The organism is Blautia coccoides (assembly GCF_034355335.1).
GTDB lineage: Bacteria > Bacillota > Clostridia > Lachnospirales > Lachnospiraceae > Blautia > Blautia producta.
Genome location: NZ_CP136422.1, coordinates 2,039,866 through 2,059,035, shown reverse-complemented (window position 1 = coordinate 2,059,035; position 19,170 = coordinate 2,039,866). Strand labels below are relative to the sequence as shown.

The 19,170-nt window shown below is 45.4% G+C and carries 15 protein-coding genes and 1 tRNA gene; 2 read left to right on the top strand and 14 right to left on the bottom strand.

Features of this window, described 5'->3' with window-relative positions:
• Positions 1–17 precede the first annotated feature (17 nt).
• Positions 18–965 (top strand): carbamate kinase, encoded by a 948-nt coding sequence (gene arcC / locus BLCOC_RS09050; protein WP_018593499.1) that lies wholly within the window; start codon positions 18–20, stop codon positions 963–965.
• Between the two features lie 68 nt (positions 966–1,033).
• Here the strand turns inward: arcC and BLCOC_RS09045 are convergent, their stop codons facing one another.
• The 14 genes from BLCOC_RS09045 to BLCOC_RS08980 all read right to left on the bottom strand — a co-directional run bounded on the left by BLCOC_RS09045 (position 1,034) and on the right by BLCOC_RS08980 (position 18,422).
• Positions 1,034–3,229: a beta-galactosidase gene (locus BLCOC_RS09045; protein WP_115625085.1), complete on the bottom strand. Its 2,196-nt coding sequence runs from the start codon at positions 3,227–3,229 to the stop codon at positions 1,034–1,036.
• 14 nt (positions 3,230–3,243) lie between these two features.
• On the bottom strand, positions 3,244–5,754 hold the full coding sequence (locus tag BLCOC_RS09040; RefSeq protein ID WP_115625084.1) for a glycoside hydrolase family 2 protein: 2,511 nt from the start codon (positions 5,752–5,754) through the stop codon (positions 3,244–3,246).
• A gap of 67 nt (positions 5,755–5,821) precedes the next feature.
• Positions 5,822–7,348: a xylulokinase gene (locus BLCOC_RS09035; RefSeq protein WP_131918316.1), complete on the bottom strand. Its 1,527-nt coding sequence runs from the start codon at positions 7,346–7,348 to the stop codon at positions 5,822–5,824.
• 35 nt (positions 7,349–7,383) lie between these two features.
• Positions 7,384–8,046 (bottom strand): deoxyribose-phosphate aldolase, encoded by a 663-nt coding sequence (deoC, locus tag BLCOC_RS09030; protein WP_115625082.1) that lies wholly within the window; start codon positions 8,044–8,046, stop codon positions 7,384–7,386.
• On the bottom strand, positions 8,043–9,098 hold the full coding sequence (locus BLCOC_RS09025) for a galactitol-1-phosphate 5-dehydrogenase (protein WP_026255288.1): 1,056 nt from the start codon (positions 9,096–9,098) through the stop codon (positions 8,043–8,045). The genes deoC and BLCOC_RS09025 overlap by 4 nt, the downstream gene beginning before the upstream one ends.
• A 41-nt stretch (positions 9,099–9,139) precedes the next feature.
• Positions 9,140–10,183 carry an alcohol dehydrogenase catalytic domain-containing protein gene (locus tag BLCOC_RS09020; RefSeq protein ID WP_115625081.1) on the bottom strand — a complete coding sequence of 348 codons (1,044 nt, stop codon included), beginning with the start codon at positions 10,181–10,183 and terminating at the stop codon, positions 9,140–9,142.
• Between the two features lie 10 nt (positions 10,184–10,193).
• A complete protein-coding gene (locus BLCOC_RS09015; RefSeq protein WP_018593507.1) occupies positions 10,194–11,144 on the bottom strand; it encodes a sugar-binding transcriptional regulator in 951 nt (316 codons plus the stop codon).
• A 31-nt stretch (positions 11,145–11,175) separates the two neighbouring features.
• A complete protein-coding gene (locus BLCOC_RS09010; protein WP_018593508.1) occupies positions 11,176–12,027 on the bottom strand; it encodes a carbohydrate ABC transporter permease in 852 nt (283 codons plus the stop codon).
• Positions 12,020–12,916 carry a carbohydrate ABC transporter permease gene (locus BLCOC_RS09005; RefSeq protein WP_018593509.1) on the bottom strand — a complete coding sequence of 299 codons (897 nt, stop codon included), beginning with the start codon at positions 12,914–12,916 and terminating at the stop codon, positions 12,020–12,022. Before BLCOC_RS09005 ends, BLCOC_RS09010 begins: the two co-directional genes overlap by 8 nt.
• 81 nt (positions 12,917–12,997) lie before the next feature.
• Entirely contained in the window at positions 12,998–14,407 is a 1,410-nt protein-coding gene (locus tag BLCOC_RS09000) for an ABC transporter substrate-binding protein (protein ID WP_115625080.1), read from the bottom strand.
• Positions 14,408–14,428: 21 nt separating this feature from the next.
• Positions 14,429–16,936, bottom strand: coding sequence for a beta-mannosidase (locus tag BLCOC_RS08995; protein WP_115625079.1), 2,508 nt, complete (start codon positions 16,934–16,936; stop codon positions 14,429–14,431).
• Positions 16,937–16,952: 16 nt separating this feature from the next.
• Positions 16,953–17,498, bottom strand: a complete 546-nt coding sequence (locus tag BLCOC_RS08990) for a D-lyxose/D-mannose family sugar isomerase (protein ID WP_115625078.1) — start codon at positions 17,496–17,498, stop codon at positions 16,953–16,955.
• Between the two features lie 447 nt (positions 17,499–17,945).
• Entirely contained in the window at positions 17,946–18,254 is a 309-nt protein-coding gene (locus BLCOC_RS08985; RefSeq protein WP_130181048.1) for a nucleoside triphosphate pyrophosphohydrolase, read from the bottom strand.
• Positions 18,255–18,349: 95 nt separating this feature from the next.
• Positions 18,350–18,422 (bottom strand) — tRNA-Thr (locus BLCOC_RS08980).
• A gap of 360 nt (positions 18,423–18,782) precedes the next feature.
• Between BLCOC_RS08980 and BLCOC_RS08975 the strand changes: the two genes are divergently transcribed.
• Entirely contained in the window at positions 18,783–19,145 is a 363-nt protein-coding gene (locus tag BLCOC_RS08975; RefSeq protein ID WP_115625076.1) for a hypothetical protein, read from the top strand.
• The last annotated feature ends 25 nt before the right edge of the window (positions 19,146–19,170 follow it).

Here is a 19,170-nt window from a genome sequence, read left to right as displayed (position 1 = left end):
AACAGGGGGTTTTTACTATGCAGAAACAAAAAATTGTCATCGCCCTGGGCGGCAACGCCCTGGGCAATACCCTTCCGGAACAGATGGCAGCCGTTAAAGTAACATCGAAAGCCATTGTGGACCTGATCGAAGAAGGCCACCAGGTTATCGTCACTCACGGAAACGGCCCGCAGGTGGGTATGATCAACAACGCCATGGCAGCCCTTTCAAGGGAAGATGCAGCACAGCCCAACACTCCGCTTTCTGTCTGTGTTGCCATGAGCCAGGCTTATATCGGATATGATCTGCAGAATGCTCTGCGTGAGGAGCTGCTGAACCGGGGGATTGACAACATCCCGGTATCCACTATGGTCACACAGGTTCGCGTCAATGAGGATGACCCGGCCTTTTCCAATCCTTCCAAACCCATCGGAAAGTTTCTGGGCGAGGAAGAGGCCAAAGAGATCGCTGAAAAATACGGCCACATCATGCGTGAGGACGCAGGCAGAGGCTGGCGCCGCTTCGTCGCCTCCCCGAAACCTCAGGAGATCGTGGAGATCAGAGCGATCCGCTCCCTGGTGGACTCCGGTGAGGTAGTCATAGCCTGCGGCGGCGGCGGAATTCCCGTGACGCTGAAAGGAAATCATTTAAAAGGCGCCAGCGCAGTCATTGACAAAGATTTTGCAAGCTGCCTGCTGGCTAAAGAACTGGACGCTGACTATCTCATCATCCTTACAGCCGTAGAAAAGGTTGCCATCAATTTCGGCAAAGAGGATGAGACCTGGCTGTCAGCCATATCCACCTCTGAGGCAAAAAAATACGCCAAAGAAGGACAGTTCGCACCCGGCTCCATGCTTCCGAAAGTGGAAGCAGCCATTGATTTCGCTTCCTCAAAACCAGGAAGAAAGGCTCTCATCACTCTGCTTCAGAAAGCAAAAGATGGAATTGAGGGCAAGACAGGAACTGTTGTCTGTGACAAACTTTAATATAGAAAAAAGTATGAAAATACCCGGCAGGCCTGCCTCCGCTTTGTGCCTGTCGGGTATTTTTAATTTTACTTTTTGGAACAATAAAGAATCTTTACCTCCTGCGGCTCCAGGTTCCAAACCTTCTCTAATCTCTCACCTGTCTGCCACTGCTCTTTTGTCACCATATCAATCACCTCTGCCTCCCATTCAAGGTCCAGGCTGAGACTAACTCCTGTATGCTCTGACTCATGGTTGATCACAAAGACAAATTTATCCTCTTCCTGCTCCAAAATACGAACTTCTATGTTCTGTTCCTCTCTCGGTCCCTTTATGAGTATCTGAGAATGATATCCCACCATATCAAGCGCTTTCTTAAAAAGCCTGTTCGTATCCGCAGAATAATTCCACATGGCATTTGCGAAAAACAGAGTTCCCAGATATACAGTCTTCCCTTTTCCGTATGCGCTCTTTGTCATAATAGGAAGCCCGTCGGCAAGTGTGGCCACTGCCTCTGCGTTTTCATGGAGAACCAGTTTTTCTGCTATGACCTTGGCAGTATGCTCATACCGTCTGCCCTCCAGAATAATATCCTCCTCATTGATGGTCCTGTAATCGCTTCTCACATGCAGACCAAACACCTGGTCCAGGCCGCCTGCAGGACATATCTCTGCACCCCATGCTTTATCTGTAAAATATCCGCACAAGCCGTCGCTGATCACTTTTCCCCCATTGCTTACAAATTTTTCAATCTCCTTTGCCATGTCTGAGGACAGATTAATACTATAGGGCAACAGCAAAATCTGATATTTATCAAGTTCCCCGCTAAGGACCTGCTCTTTGCTCACAAAATCCGGCTGTATCTGATTCTGCATGCAGAGCTTATAGGCTCCCATCAAAGAGAGAGAATCCTTATAATATCTGTTTTGCTTCCGGATCATACAGCTTCCTGATAACCCCAGGGAGATAAGTCCCTCCGTAAAAATACTGTCCAGATTATAGAGAATGGCTGCCTGGCTCTTGGGTGCCATGGCCTTGGCGATTTTTTCCTTATACGGCTCGAAAACCTGATGAAACTCTTTCAGCGCCTGGCATCTCTCGGTCGGTTCCCCGTTTCTCTCCGTAAAGCCAAGAGAAATGGTCTCCACAGTGGAAAGCTCCGGCCTCCACCCCCAAAAAAGAATACCCTTTGCCCCTCTTGCAATCTGCCCCCAGGTCTGGCGCTTGATCTCCGCTCCTGTAATAGGGATGGAGAAGCAGAAGCTGTCCTCTGATCTTTCCCCTATAAAGACATACATGGGACCTGCCCCTGTACCCGTCTCCCCGATCCAGTAAGGCCCATTGCCGCCGGCACTTCGCAGCAGATCACAGACAAAGGCAGTGATTTCTGGGTTGATAAAATCATACATAGAGCTTCCCAGCATATCTGTTGTCCCGGCCAGCTTGTAATGATCATTGGATGTAACTACCGGATGCCCTGTTTCGTATATAGCAGTATGGACCACAGTGCATCTGTTCTCATCATATTTTTTCACGGTATCACTTAAAAATTTCATGGCATCTGCCTGGGCATCCGATCGGAAATATTTCCAGTCCAGCCAATCCGTATAAATTCCCACAGAACGAGGCGGTTCTACCTGTGCCCAGTTCTGATACTGTCTTGTCCAGGTATCATTCAGATTTTCCAAAGTACCGTACTTTTCTTTCAGCCATGACCTAAACTTCTCCTTTGAATGTTCACAGTAACAGTATACCAGTTCTCTCCATTCATTTTGATAATACTGCTGGGACGGTTCCTCTGTCGGTTCATGGAATACATCAAAAGCTGTGATATTCGTGTTGCCTTTATAATGTTCTGTGAAAGCCCGAATAAAGTTTTCTATGGTTTTCCTATGCGGCTCGCTGTCCAGACATAAGCCCGGCCATCCGCCTGTTGCCGCATCTGCCTGCTGGTGCGGTGTCCACACGGTTCCGGATGCTGATACATAGCGGCTGTCCGGATGCTTTTCATATACCCACTCAGGAGTACATACCAGGTACAAAGTAAAAATCGCCTGCAGTCCATGCTTCACTGCCGTTTCCAGGATCGCATCATAATAGGAAAAATCAAATTCCCCTTCTGACGGCTCAATCGTGCCCCAGGTAGCATGTACTCTTACGGTATCCATACCGCACTCTTTCATATTCTGAAAATCATATTCCCAGTGTCTGCTGGTTCTGTCCCTGTAAGCAGAATATTTCGTGCCGATAGGAAACAATGACTGAAGCTTATCTGTCTGATTCATATAGTTTTCCCCCTTTATCTTACCTGCCTGAAATGAATCTCCTGTCCCTTTGGATTCTCTATCTGAATCTCCTTTTTTTCACCCGGCAGAATGTCAAAATAGTTATCTGTACATACATAATTTCCTTCTGCATACGCCCCATGGACATAGCCTGTACTTGTCACGGTCACATGAGTAAAACAGCCTGTCTGTTTTGTCTGTACTATTTCAATGGTACTTTTTTCAAACTCCAGATTCCGCATATCTCCCATTCTCAGGCATACACTCTTTGCCGGACCATCGGCTGCAAAGAACATGATACTGCCTTTTTTATAATCCTCCTTGGGAAGCTTTTCCCGAAGCACGCATTGTCTGGAGGCCACAGGAAGTTTGAACGCAGCAGGGCGCAGCTTCCGGACCGTTCCGTCAAAGGAAACGTATCCCAGTTCTCCCACCGCTTCCGTACAGGTATTGGTATCGTTAAGTCCCCATACGACCAGTTCGTCCTTTTCACAGCGCATGACCAGTTTGACCGGGGCAAGTGCCCGCTTCACTGCATAATAAGATATTTTCCGTCTCAGATAATAATCAATAATGGTCCAGCCGTTTTCTCCCCAGGTGTCGTTATACATCCAGAATAAAGCTCCATAGCATTCCATCTGTGCCCGTATCGCTTCCAGAGAGTATCCCAGGACCAGGGCCTGAAACATACCTCCATAGAGTGAGTATTCTTCCATATCCAGGTTCTCGGGATTGTCCAGATAATGTTTTCGGATCCCAGCGTAAACGCTGTCCCGCTCAAAGACATTACAATGCATTTCCCACGCTCTACCGGTTCTTTCCGGTTGGTCTGTGTCCATATACTCATTCACGGATTCCACACAGCACGGACCTACACAACCATATTCGCTCACAAATCTGGAATGTACTTCATCATACAGTACGGGTTCTATCCTCTCCTCCATATCCATGCTCATAAAACCGTTATGCCACCGGTGAACATCTCCGCAGGAATCATCATTCGGCAGTTTCCCTCCATATGGAGAACTATTCCAATAAGGAATATCCGCACAATTTGCATGTATGATTTTTTTCGCCATTACATTCGTAATATATAAACCCAAAGGCTTCTCTCTCGTAAATTCCACCTGCCACTGTGGATTATCCTGAGGATTGAAAAGCCAGTGGTTCTCATTACTTCCGCAGAATAAAGCTATACAGGCATGGTTTCTCAATCGTCTGGTCTGGTATTCCAGCTCCTTTTCAACTTCAGCGCAAAACCAGTCCAGATGGTCCGGATAAGCGGCACAGGCAAACATGAAATCCTGCCATACCAGAATTCCTTTCCGGTCACAGAGCTGATAGAAATACTCTCTCTCATACAGTCCTCCGCCCCAGATGCGCAGCATATTAAAATTGGCATTCACTGCCTCCTCCAAAAGCTTCTCTATCTTCTGGTCCGTCACCCTTGCATAAATGGAATCATTTGGGATCCAGTCTCCGCCTTTGCAGAACACAGGTACATCATTTACATAGAACTGGAATCTTCTCTTGTCTCCTTCCATAGGTGATGTGTCCAGTCTCAGAGAGCGGATGCCATATGTTATCTCCCTGCATTCCTTTCTCCCGCCATCCAAAGTCATTTCCACTGAGACACGGTACAGGGGCTGTTCTCCATATCCATTTGGCCACCACAGCTTGGGATGTTCTATCTCCATATCCACACAAAAATAATTCATGCCGGAAGTCAGAAGCTGATCTTTCAGGACAGATACTGCACAAACCTGCTCTTCGTAAAAAACCTTCACTTCTATATCACAATTTTGTGTAGAAACCATGGACAGGCTTTCCACCTCTGCTGTCACTTCCAAAAAAGCCTTATCTTCCCGAAGCCGGTTCTTTATTTCCACATCCCTGATCACTGCCTTTTCACTGCAAAGAAGATATACATCCCCCACGATTCCACAGGTAACCACCCGCGGCCCCCAGTCCCATCCTACCGTGTACTGAGGCCTGCGCACAAAGGCCCTTCGGTAATCACTTCTGCATTTTCCTCCATTGTCATCTTCCCGGCATACTGCCCAGTTGATCTGGGAGAGCTGTTCGTCCGTAACCTCTTCAAGTCCTGTGGATACCCGGACTGCAATCTCGTTTTTCCCCTCTCTCAGCATATGTCCTGCAGAGCAGACAAATGGATAGTGCACACTTTTCTGACTGCCTGCATACTGACCATTGATAAAAACATCGCTCTTGGTATCCAGAGCTTCCAAAACCAGCTCTGCGGTCTTTCCCGACAGACCGCAGATTTCAAACTCTTTAAAAAACCACCATGCACGTTTTTCCACCCATTCTGATTCCAGACAATGATCCGCCACTACAGGGTCTTTGATAATTCCCTCTTTTATCAAAGGCATTCTCACATCTGCAGGTACATCACAGGTAAGCCACCCTTCCTGAAATGATCTTACTGCTTCCAGTTTGTCTTTTTCCCAGAAAAGAGGGGAATCATGCAGTTTCCATCCCTGATTCAGATTTATCTTCTCCATATTTTATCCTCCAGACAACTATTCAGTCCTTTTATGATCATAGTCATCTATACTGATGAGCTGCTCCTCATGAATATTTCTCAAGTCTTTTGTAAAATGCCGGAAATTCCTGCATATATGCCTTATACAGACGCTTTCTGCCCTCATATATATTGCAATTCTCCGCACCTGGCTCATATATGCCGGAAACCTTTACATATTTCTTAGTCGTCTCCTCCAAGCTGTCAAATATCCCAACTGCGTTTCCCGCAAGAATGCACGCCCCCCACATGGATACGTCACCTCTATTCATGGTGCAGTGGGTCTTCCCTGTAATATCCGCAGCCATTTCCGGCCAAAGGACAGACTTCGCCCCTCCTCCGATCATCTTTACCCTGTCCCACGGATATTCCGGATAGTGATGGTCCACTCGTTCCAGTGCAAGGGAAAAATCATAAGAAAAACTCTCCAGAAGTGCACGGTAGAAATGTCCTGCATCATGGCTCCAGTCAAACCCCATAAAAAGACCTTTCAGTTCTTCGATCAATGGCATGGAACTGCCGCCCAGAAGTCCTAAAGCCATCATGCCGTCACAGCCTGCGGGAACCGCTTTCGCCGCCCTGTCAATTCTGCTGAAGGCATCTTTTAATGACTCCTCTTTTCTGACAAAATGATTCACAAACCAGTCCAGGGTAATACCGGATCCTGCAATAAAATGTGTGGCGTAATATTTTCCGGGTACTGCTGCTGCCAGAACATCCAGACGCTTTTCCTGCATATCCGGACGGTACTCCTCCACGCAGCAGCTTATTTCCCCATATGAAGATGCCTCAAACACAATATCTCCGGCCTCTACATTGGCCGCACCCAGACATCCGGCCACTTTGTCCCCTGCTCCGGAGACAAGAGGTATCCCGCTTTTTAAGCCTACCTCTCTGGCTGCCCGTCCGCTTAAGTATCCGCAAATGGTATTGGACTCCACCATTTTAGGCAAATATTTTTCTTTCAACCCAATACTTTGGCATATCTCTTCTGACCATTTATCCTTCCTGATATCCGCAAGACCTGTCCAGGAGGCATAGGAGCGGTCCATTACAGCCTCCTCCATTTTAAGCTCCCCCAGCCTGCCGATCACATAGCCGCTGATCATTACGTATTTTTCAATTTTCTTTGAAAGCTCCGGATATTCTGTCTTAAACCATTCATATTTGGGTGCCATCTGCGGAAAATTCGTCCCGCTGATTTCCAAAAACTCGTCTTTCAGTTCCTCCATCTGCCTTTTTGCATATGGCATATACCGGGAATCCAGGGAACAGGACCATGTGGTAATATCCTCCCAGTCCTTCCCCACTCCCATAAACCCTGACATCTGTCCTGTGAAGGCTATGGCAGCAATATCCTGCGCCCGCTCCCCAAGTTTTTCAGAAACCACTTTGATACAGTTCACAACAGAAGCGAACAGATCATCGCCTCTCTGGATAAATACCCCCGGTGAGGGTCTTTCATCCTTCACCGGCTCCATGGCCTCTTCCACACAGATACTCTCTGTATCATACACACCGCACTTAATAAAACTGGTTCCCAAATCCACCGCCATAAGTAATTGTCTGTTCAATCTTTTTCCCCCTTACGGCCTTTATCTGCCGCCTGTCATGAATCTGTTGACTCTGTAAGAAGTTTTACCGCTGAACTCGTTCCGATCCTGTCACATCCCTCAGAAAGAAATGCCTCCAGCTCCTCCCGGGTCCGTATTCCGCCTGCTGCCTTTATTTTTACATTTTCCCCAATATATTCTTTGAACAGACGAATATCCTCAATAGACGCTCCTTTTGTGCCAAATCCTGTGGAGGTCTTGATATAATCCGCACCGGCCTGGGTAACTGCTCTGCACATGGCGATCTTTTCCTGTTCTGTCAGATAGCAGGTTTCAATTATAACTTTCAAAACCGTATTTCCCACAGCATCCTTTACGGCACGGATCTCATCTGTCACCTTCTTTGTGTCTCCATTTTTTAAATCTGTGATATTGATGACCATATCCACTTCCCGTGCGCCTTTTGACACCGCGTCTTTTGCCTCAAATACCTTGGTTTCCCTGGTACTGTATCCCAGGGGAAATCCGATGACCGTACAGATATCCAGACTGTTCCCAAAGCTTTTATGGACTCTTTCCACATAGCAGGGAGGTATACAGACAGAAGCTGTTCCATATGTAACTGCCTCTTCACACAGCTTCCGAATCTCCTCCCATTCTGCTGTGGCCTTTAAAAAGGTATGATCAATATGTCTTAAAATCTCTCTGTTTTCTGTCATGCTGCCTCCTGTCCGTTAGGAAAAATCATGATTTTACTGAAAAAATAACCGCCTGCATCAATTTTCTTAAATACCTCAGGCACATCATCCAGACAGATCCTATGGCTGATGATGCCCTTAGCGGACATGCCGTTTTCATAAAGCTTGATGGATTCCGTCCAGTCCCTTCCCGGGAACGGCTTGGTAAAAGAGTTCCAGGACCCTACAATCTCAATCTCGCTTCTCATCACGTAATCCACTTCTTCTTCCGATAAGGCAAGCCCCTGATGGGAAATGCCCAGCAGAACCACTTTTCCCTGTTTTCTGGCACAGCGGATACACTGTTTCTGCGCAGCCGGCGAACCGGAAAAGTCGATCACCACGTCTGCTCCTATTCCTCCGGTGGCATTTTTTACTTCCTGTATGACATCTGTGTGCAGGGAGTTGATGACATAGTCTGCCCCCTCTTCCTTTGCCATATCCAGCTTCTTGTCCCATACATCCACTGTGATGATCTTTCCCGCTCCCTGTATTTTTGCATACTGCACAGCAAAGAGACCAATTGCCCCTGCTCCAAAAATGCAGACATTTTCTCCCGGCTGAAATCCTGCTTTAAACATGGCATGAAGTGCATTCGCGCAGGGGTCCACTGTGGCGATATCTTCAAAAGGAACATTTCTGTCTACCTTCAGCAGATTACTTGTCTTCACAGCAATATACTGTGCCATGGCACCATCTCTCCTGGAGCCGTAATAGTCATAATGATCACACAGGGAATACTGTCCTTCTCTGCACCAGTGGCAGGAATAACAAGGGATCAAAGGCGTAGCGGTCACATGGTCCCCTATCTCAAAATTCCCGGCCTCCTCGCCTTTTTTTACAATAACACCACCAAACTCATGTCCCAGAATAATAGGGGAAACATGTGCCCCATATTTATTCGCCCGCGGGATATCTGAACCACAGATTCCCACAGCCATGACTTTTACCAATACCTCGTCCTTTTCTATTTCCGGAATGGAAACCTCTTCCACTCTCAAGTCCCCCGGTGCATACATTCTAACTGCTTTCATAAGCTGTCTTCCCTCTCCTTCTTAACCTTATACTCACCTTTCTACATAGTAACCACCAGTTTCATGGCTTCTCCCTTTTCAGCTTCCTCAAATGCCTCGCCTGCGCGTGACAACGGATAACAGGCGCTGATATATTTTTCCGCATCTATGACACCATCCCGGATATATTCCATTGCCTTTTTATTCTGCTCCGGTGTGGATGCATGGACACCATAAACTGATAATTCTCTGTAGTGGATCAAATTACTGTCGAGAAATCCCTTAGACTCCCCCGGAAGTCCCCCAAACAGGGATATTCTTCCCCTCTTTGCCAAAAGCTTCATGCCCTGTTCCTGTACTTTTCCCACAGAACAGGCCGTAACCACCACATCTGCCCCATTGCCTTGTGTAAGTTCTTTTATTTTTTCCTCCAGATTTTCCTTTGAAGAGTTGATAAAAGAAACTCCTTCCAATAATTTCTCCGCCTGGCAGATCCTCTCCTGTGATGTCTCAGCGATCACTACCTTTCCCGCTTTTGCATGCACAGCAAGCTCTGCATGCATACAGCCAATAATACCGCTTCCTATAATAAGAACACAGTCACCCGGTGCAATGTGCAGATAAGACTGGGCATTCATGACACAGGCAAGAGGTTCACTCAGAGCATACTTTGTATGGTTTCCTTCCTGCGGCAGTCTGTAAACATTCCCCATTTCAAACGCACATTCGGGAACAGACATATACTCCGCAAAGCCTCCGTCATATTCAAAACCTATGGTTTTCAGATCATCACACATATTGGTAAATCCCTGTTTACAACATCTGCAGTTTCCACATCCTATGGCAGGCGCCATGGATACATAGGTTCCTACGGGAAATTCATTGCTATACTTTTCTTTTATTTGTGCAATACGCCCCACGATCTCATGTCCTAAAATCCTCCCATCCGGTATTTTATTACTCCCGAACCGGTATGTGCGGATATCCGTACCGCAGATGGAACAGGCTTCCAGTTTGATCACTGCCCCGCTCCCCGCCTTAAGAGACGGCTTTTCCTTTTCGGTCAATTTAGGTTTTCCCTGTTTATCAAATATGTAAGCTAACATACCTCTCCTCTTATTCCTGAATCAGTTTCTCTGCCGCTTCCTCATCTATGATAAGAACATTGGCATAGCCTGCATGAAGGACCGCACGCAGGGTCTCAAGCCTTTTCTCACCTAGTATAACGGCTATTCTGAATTCACAGTTTTTAAGCTGCTCCATGGGAACCGCTATGGTCCTGTCCTCCAGATCCTGATTAGCACACTTTCCCTCTTTGTCTACAAAATGGGTACAAACCTCTCCCACAGCCCCGCTTTCCTTCAGATGTTCTATCATCTCTCCCGGAACGTAGCCGGAACGGACAAGAGAGCTTTGCTGTTCGCATTTACCCACCGTAAATACCGCTATATTCATATTTTCCCAAAGCTGCATCACACGGCTTATTCCATGTTCTTTCAGGAAAATATCCTTATACGCTTTGTTTTCCACAATGGCAGGAGCTGTCATGGCATACGCATCTCCCCCAAATGCAGAGACAAAATTCTTGCTGATTTCCCCTGAAAATGTGCTGTTCTGGTTCTGACTCAATCCACCGCATAACTGAACTACCTTTATGTCCTTATACTCCTGTTCTGTGGAAAGTCTCTTGGAGCACTCATAGATCGTTCTGCCCCATGCAACGCCAATGGTATCCCCATCCTTCACAATGGCATTGAGAATATCATTTAAAACCCTTCCAAGCTCCTGATAATAGGCCTCTCTTTTTCCCTCATCCTTTTTTCTGCCTGCTGAAACTATAAATCCCTTTTTCAGCCCGTATTTTTTTCTGAGGTACTTTTCCTCATCTGTCTCGATCAGCCACGGATTGCTGCTTCTTATCTCGATCAGCTTTTCCTTCCTGGCTTCTATAAGCAGTTTTGAAACATAGGAACGTGAAATCTCCATCTGTTTTGCGATTTGATTCTGACTTAAATTTTCCAGATAATAAAGTCTGACTACCTCTAGTTTTAAATGATCTCTTACCATATTTTTTTATCTCTCCTTGTCTGCTGAAGTTTTATCCCTTCACAGAACCAGCCACCATCCCTTCCATAATTTTCTTATGAAACAGAAAATATACGATCACAACCGGCAGTGTAGCTATGGTAAGCCCTGCCATCATAGGCGTATACTGGACGGAGTGCTGTCCTGTAAAATATGTCAGCGCGATCGGCAGCGTTTTCAGCTCAGGTTTTCCCATCAACACCAAAGAGAACGGAAATTCATTCCAGGCATCCAAAAAGCTCAAAATAATCACGGTCGAAAGAATAGGTTTGGATATCGGTAAAAACACCTTGAAGAAGATATCATGGGTATTTCCCCCATCAATGATCACAGCTTCCTCAATTTCTCTTGGTATGGTGGCGGCAAAGCTCGTCACCAGGAAAATGGCCTTTGGCAGCCCAAAAGCGGCATAGACTAGAGCCAGTATAAACCTATTATTATTCAGTGTAAATAGCTTTAACTCCACAAAAATCGGTATTAGGAGACTGTGAACAGGGATCAGCATTCCGGACAGGAACATGGTGTAAAGAATTGTTTTACCCTTGAACTGATATCTGGCAAAAACCACTCCCGCCACAAATGCTATGAAAACCAAAGCCGCTACAGCCACAACACTGACCAATACACTGTTGACAAATGCCACATCCATCTTTCCCGTCTTGATTGCAGAGAGATAATTGCTGAAATGAAGGGAAGTAGGAAGCCCTATGAGATTTTTTAAAAATGACGGTTCATCCTTCAAAGAAGAATAAATCATCCATACCACAGGAAACAGACAGAAAAGAGACAGAAGAGCTATGAGCACATTTACCAGCAGCATAAGTATTTTTTTTGATATTTGCGTCACTCCGTAAGTTTTATTCATATTTCTTCTTTCCCTTCCCGAATATCACATTGCATAGCAGAACCAGTGTCAGACTCACCGCCATGATCCCTACGGATATGGTAGAGCCATAGCCAAACCGCTGTTTAATAAAGGACGTTTTGTAAGCATACATAGCCCCCACCATAGACGCGGTACCCGGCCCTCCGCTGGTGATGATATAGATATGTTCAAAGATCTTCATACACCCGGAAACAGCCAGGATAACTGAAATTTTCACTGTATCCATAGTCATAGGCCATGTGATAAAAACTGCCTTTTTGATTCCCCCTGCCCCGTCAAGTGCTGCGCTCTCAAAAATCTCCTCGGGTATGTTTTTCATGGCACTGACAAAAATAACCACATACAGTCCAATCCACTGCCATACAATAGGCACCGTTATACATTTCATAACTAGATCCACATCGTCGATCCATGGCCGGATCCAACTCTCCAATCCCGCTGACCTCAGCAGAAAGTTTAAAAGTCCGTAATCCTGGCTGTAAATGATTTTCCATAGAAAGCCCACCACAACTGGCGCCAGAACAACCGGCATAAATATCGCGAACTGGTGAAAAGATTTTAATTTAAGGCCTTTGGAACAGATTAGAGAAGCAATTATAAATGCAATTCCCACCTGAAAGATCACACAACAGGCTGCCAGAATAAAGTTATTGAGCAATGCCTTTCCAAATATGGAATCTCCCAATAATCTGGAATAGTTGTCCAGCCCCAGAAATATCTTTTTCTTTCCTCCGGACCAGTTAAACAGAGAATAATAAATCGCCATAGCAATAGGTATCGCTGTAAATACAAGAAACAGCACTACACTCGGAAACATGTACAGAAAAAGAGTTCTCTTCTTAGGCTGCAGTACCTTGTTGTTTGCCATTTGGCAGCCACCGCCTTTCTAAATTTATCTGCCGGGACCGGCCTTGGACCGGTCCCTTTGTACAAAACTGCTTACCTGTCATCAGTCAAGAGTCAGCTCATATTCCTCCTGAACACGTTCTCCCCATTCCTTCGGGGTAATTTCTCCAATGAGAAGTTCCTGGAAGTTTGTATTCATAGCATCAATGACAGAAGTATCAAAATGACAGTCATACTGCGGGGTCTTTTTCACACTGTTTTTAAGCTGTGCATATTCCTGGACAAGAGGAGAAATTGCACTGTAATCGTAGTCTATATTCATACCTCCAAAATCACCTTTTTCTGCCAGATCCTTACACCATTCTTCATCCGTGGTATATTTGATAAACAATTCTGCCGCCTGCTTTTTGGCTCCGGTAAGTTTTGCGTTATATGCCTGCCCCCATGCAGAGCCGCCAGGTGTAGCCGGATAATCGCCCTTGCCTCCGTCAATTGCAGGCAGAACAGCCACGCCTGATTTCTCTACTACACTCTGGTCATCGCCTGCTGTTGCGATCAGTGTGGCAAAGGTCCAAGAGCCATCCACATAAGAAGCATACTCCTCATTGAGATACGGCGGCATAACTTCAAACTGGTCAATACTGTTCAGGTTCGTATTTAAATACTCTTTTTCTGCCAGTTCTGCCATCTTCTCTACGCCTTTTAACATATTTTCATCCAGGAATCCATCCCCGGTGCCTTCCATGATGTCATCATACCATTTGCTTCCGGCACCTCTGTCTCCCATTGCTCCGAAGATACAGGAGTTGGCAACCCACTGTCCGCTGTTTCCCACACCTAAAGGCACATAGCCAGCCTCTTTCAGCTTAGCAAAGCAATCCATCATGTCTTCCCATGTCTCGGGGAACTTTTCGTATCCCACAGATTTATAGATATCCTTATTGTATATTACCAGGGAACAGCAGAGATTCTGGAATGGTGCACCATAGTAATGTCCGTCGTACTCCATATCAAAAAGCACTTCATCATCGAATTTATCTGACCAGTCTTTATCATTTTCAAAAAATTCATCCACAGTACCTATCTGTTCGTTCTCCACCAGATTCGGAATCCATGCTCCCTTTACGTTAAATACATCCGGAAGCGTATCTGCTGCGGCATAGGTCATCATAATCGTCTGATAATCATCATGTACAGAACCATCATAATTTACTTTAATATTCGGATAATCCTTCTCCAGCCTTTGAATGGCACGGTTCAGCGCGTATGATTTTGCATCTGTAGTGCTGTCAAGAGGCCACATCATAGCAACATCCAGCGTAACCTCCTCTGTAAAGTCACCGCCTGTCTCAGATTCATTCTCTGCTTCAGGTTCTTTCTCTTCCTTTGCCTCTTCCTTTGTCTCCCCCTGTTCTGCTTCAGGTTCTCCCTTGGGTTCTTCCGTGGAACCACAGGCAGTCAGCATAGAACAGACCATCAACCCTGCCAATAACACAGCAATTCTTCTTCTCATTGTTTTCCTCCCAAATTCACATTATAATTTTTTGCCAATATCGTTTACATTCTCAACTATGAGCTGTTTTTTCAGCTCCTCTTTTGTGATCTGCCGGCGGAGACTCTTTTTATCTATCTCCACTGTTTTTGTTCTTCCCGGCGAAAGGTCAAAACAGTTATCCGAAAACTCACAATCATTATCCTCTAAATCCATTTTTATACATTTAGCAAAACAAGTAGTCTGAATATTTAAGATATACTTTTCCCTTTGATTCTGTACATCCACCATAAATTCCGGATGCATAAACTGAAAATGTTTAGGTTTTACAAACAGGTAAGTCTCCTCAGCAATCATCTCATCATTTTGACCGTATAAAAATAGTTCCAGATAATATTTTTTCCTATCCTCCTCTTTGATCTCCTCTGACCAGTCCATCTCCTGAATGACAGTGGAGGAAGAGGCTGGGATCTGCATAGTTTTTTCCCCATTCTTAACTACATGGCCGGCAGCATCTCTCAAGGACCAGGAAAGCTTTGACGCAAATCCTTCCGGATCATCGTTTACCGCCAATATCTCCAGCCTGCGTGATTCAAACCGGTCCTCTCTCACACACAGAATGACCTGTTTGAAAAAGCGTCTTGCATAATAATGCAGAACTTTCAAACGGTATTCGTAATCAATGCCGGACCAGCTTGTGCCTGGAAAACAGTCTACGATCTGCCAGTAGAGAGCCCCCATACACCTTGGTTTCATGCTTCTGAAATGGCAGGTTCCGTATTTTATACCTTCAGCCTGGGCGTACTGGGACGCAAAAATATATTCCTTAAAGCTCTGGGGTGTCTGAACCTCCTGGAAAATATAGTTCATGATCTTTCCATTCCCCATATTGCAGTAATTGTCACTGCACCGCTGCATGTAATCCATCACTTCTGAATTGGGGCTCATGTCTTCCGGATCCAAATAATTACAAAGCGTCTTATAATTCTGGAAGGATTCCAACCCGAATTCGCTGATGAATCTTCCTGTACAGTCTCGGTAAAAAGTATAGGGTTTTGCAGGCAGATACCAGACATACCAGCAATGCACATCCCCTTTTTCATATCCATTCGGGTCGTAATACCCTCCCCCACTGGATGGAGAACTGGGCCAGAACAGCCTGTCCGGGTCATATTTCCTGACCACTTCAGCCAGATGCACTTCATACTGCTGCAGGTTCTTCATTCTCAGTTCCTGAGTCAGCCCCTCTGCATGATGCTCATAGTCATGAAACCACTCATTTTCGTTATTCCCGCACCAGAGCACAAGGCATGCATGATTCCGAAGTCTGATCACATTGTCTCTCACTTCTTCCCTGATGCTTTCCAAAAACGCCTCGTCAGAGGGATATAATGCACAGGCAAACATCAGATCCTGCCAGATTAAAATTCCGTTCCTGTCACACAAATCATATAATTCATCGTCAGGATATACCGCCCCACCCCATATGCGGATACAATTATAATTAGCCTCCTTACAAAGACGGATCAACTCCTCGTGACGCTGTCCCCTGCAGGCTGTCAGGAATTTATCCGGGGGAGTATAGCTTCCTCCTTTTGCAAATACAGGAACACCATTTACATAAAAGGCAAAGCTTTCTCCAAAGGCATCTTTTTCCCTTCTCACCTCCATCGTGCGAAGGCCCACAGAAAAACGTTTCTCATCCCGCTCTTCCCCGCACTGCATTTTGACACAGATTTCATAAAGCGGTTGATCTCCATACCCGTTAGGCCACCAGATTTGAGGATTCTCAATCTCTATCCAGGCTTCCGACAGAAATTCTATGCATTTTGTCTGTTTTCTGGATATTTCTGTCCCTTCCGGATCATATAAAATTATACTTACGTCTGCCTCTCTCCCACATACCGTGTCCACCAAAGTCTCTGTTTTCAAAAAAACTTTTCCTTCTTCATGTCTCTGTCTGGTATATACATGGGAAATACGCGCCTTGTCGTAAGCCTCTATGTATACCTCTCTCCAGATTCCCAAATCCGGCACATTCGGCTCTGCATCCCATCCAAAGGAACTGTGGATTTTCCGTATCTGTGAAAAACCATGAGGGCTTGCCGTATTAAACTCAGGCAGGGGGTGTTTTCTGTGCTGTTCTTCTATGTAACGCACCGGCGAATGCAGGGTGATATGCAGCAGGTTTTCCCCTTCCTGTAATATCCCCTTTACCGGAAGCCGGTATGTACGGTGCATATTTTCTGTCTGGGCAATCTCAACACCGTTCAGACAGATGTCTGCGATCGTATCAATCCCTTCAAACACCAAAAACTGTTTTTCTCTGAAAAACACATCCTCCTGTACGGCAAAACGCAGCTCATATTCATAATCCTTTTGTGCAAGCTCCTGAAATTCTCTCTCCTGGAAACGATAAAAAGGATTTTGGATTCTCCCTTCTCTTATCATATCCATAAACAAGGTACCAGGAACATTTGCATCATGCCACTCTTTCTCCTGTATATCTCTATATTTCCAATCCGTTCCTCCCAGCTTTTGTACGATCATAAACAGCCCCCGCTTTTTATTCTTCTATTGTAGTAAACCTTGAAATCGCAGGATCTGTATAGACATCCGTGCCGTCATCACTGTATGATGAAAACTCTGAGACCACTGCACCCTCCGGCCCGGCCTGGAACCAGTGCTTCGTATTCGGTACCAGGGTATACTGTTCCCCCTGCTTCAGTACAATTTCATGCCAAACAGTATATACGTCTTCCTTTCCCTCCGGAATCGTTGCCTTGGGAGTCTGGGTTGGCTCTCCGGGAACATGTACATATACTTCTCCGTAACGGCAGCGGAAGGTCTCTTCTTTACCCGGATTGTCCGGTCCAAGGGGCGGATGTCTGTGTTCTGCACAGATTTGTCCGGGGAGCATAGGCAGTTCCTTGGCGCAGCATCTTTTTGTATTTACATAAACATGCAGCATAAGACCTTCGTGATAAGGATCATTCAGACCAAAATCTGTAACTTCCATCCTTTCCTTTTCTTCCGGTGTCAGATAGATACCGGCCTTTTCCATCAGTTCCAGTCCTTCCTTTTTAATCTGATCATATTCGCTTCTCTTCATTTCCTTCTCCTCTGTGTCATATGACACAACTTTTTTTCATATTTAGTTACCATTCATTTTCGGATGCATCCATAAAAATGAACTTTTTTGTTTATATCTGCATATTATCACAATTATTTACAGCGGTCAATTATAAATATTTCACAATTTTCCCCCTCAAATTTCTACATATTAAAATTTTTCCAATTTTTACCATTTGTGTCATTTGACACAGACAATATTTTCAATCCGTTTATGCTTAATTTCAATATATTTATTGACTTCTGAAATCGCCCATATCATGAACTTTTTTCTCAACATTCTCTTTTAAACTCCGTCTTCGCTGCTTTCTACTGCAAAGAAAAGAGGTATAAAATAAATCCCCGGCCGCCGAATCGTTACCCAGGCACAAAAAAATACCCTTTATGATGAATGCAAACTCATAAAGGGTATTCCTATAATCCAATTTTAATCTTTTGAAACCAATAAAATCTTTTTCTCAAACCCGCCTCGCCGCCGGCGTTTTTCTTCCCTGACAGCATGCAGCTTTTCAACGGTATATCCCCTGGCTTCACAAATTGCGTAGATAACCTCTACCACGTCCGCCAGTTCTTCCAGTTCCTTACTCTCCTGATATTCCGCAATTTCCTCGTCAAGCTTTTTGTCAAGCTCAGAGATATACGATGCCGCTGACAGAATTTCCGTCCGTGGCTGTCCGCCGTCTTCTCTTATGATATCCGGAATTTTATCCCGCACCAGCTTGTTAAAATTTTTCAACACATACCACCTCTCCAAATACTCCGCCCTCCCCGGACGGTTTTTCTCTCCCTTAAAACAACAAAAAACCCTTGAAAATTCAAGGGTTTCCATCGAGCTGCCTAGCGGATTTGAACCGCCGACCTCCGCCTTACCAAGGCGACGCTCTACCAACTGAGCCAAGGCAGCATTCCTTGTGATGTCCTGTGTAGTTCGTCATCACAATTAAGAATTCTAACAAAAGTTGTGTCAAATGTCAAGATATTTTTGAAAACTTTTTTATTTTTTTGTCGTATCCGGTTACTGTTCCCTGTGCGATGTCTGAATTCCGCACCGCACAGGGCATTCCATACCCAATGGCTTTATTTTTTATTGATTTGATAGATGGAAATCTTCTTATAAGCCCTCATAAATGTTTATGACACCATGAGAAAATGGCTTAAAATCAAGGTTTTCCGCATATCTTCATTTATCTTGCCGTATCTCCGTACAAGGTGGTTTTGTAAGACCGGGCACCATTTTAGCACCACAAAAATAAAGGAGGACGACATGAATAACGTACTTTTAGACAAGGGTATTATAACCCCGTCCGGCGAAATCAGCAAGGATAAGATAAACCTTGTCGCCGGGGCAATCACGCAGCCATTCGCAGAAATGGTATGGGTAACGACGGGCGGCGACATGGAAACCGTAAACCGCCTGACGGACGTACTCGTAACCATGAACACCCCCGCCGACCGGGAAAAGCTATTCAAAATCATTAAGCTGCTTTACGGGCTTATGGGCTTGCGCTTTTCCGAGGAAGCCGAGCCAATGGACGCAGACCCCGACGTATTGGAATACTTCATCTTTTCCTTTACGGCAGACTTTGGCGAAGTCATGCAGGACATTATCGCTGATGAAAAAGAATAACGACCCGCACAGGCGGCGTTTCTCA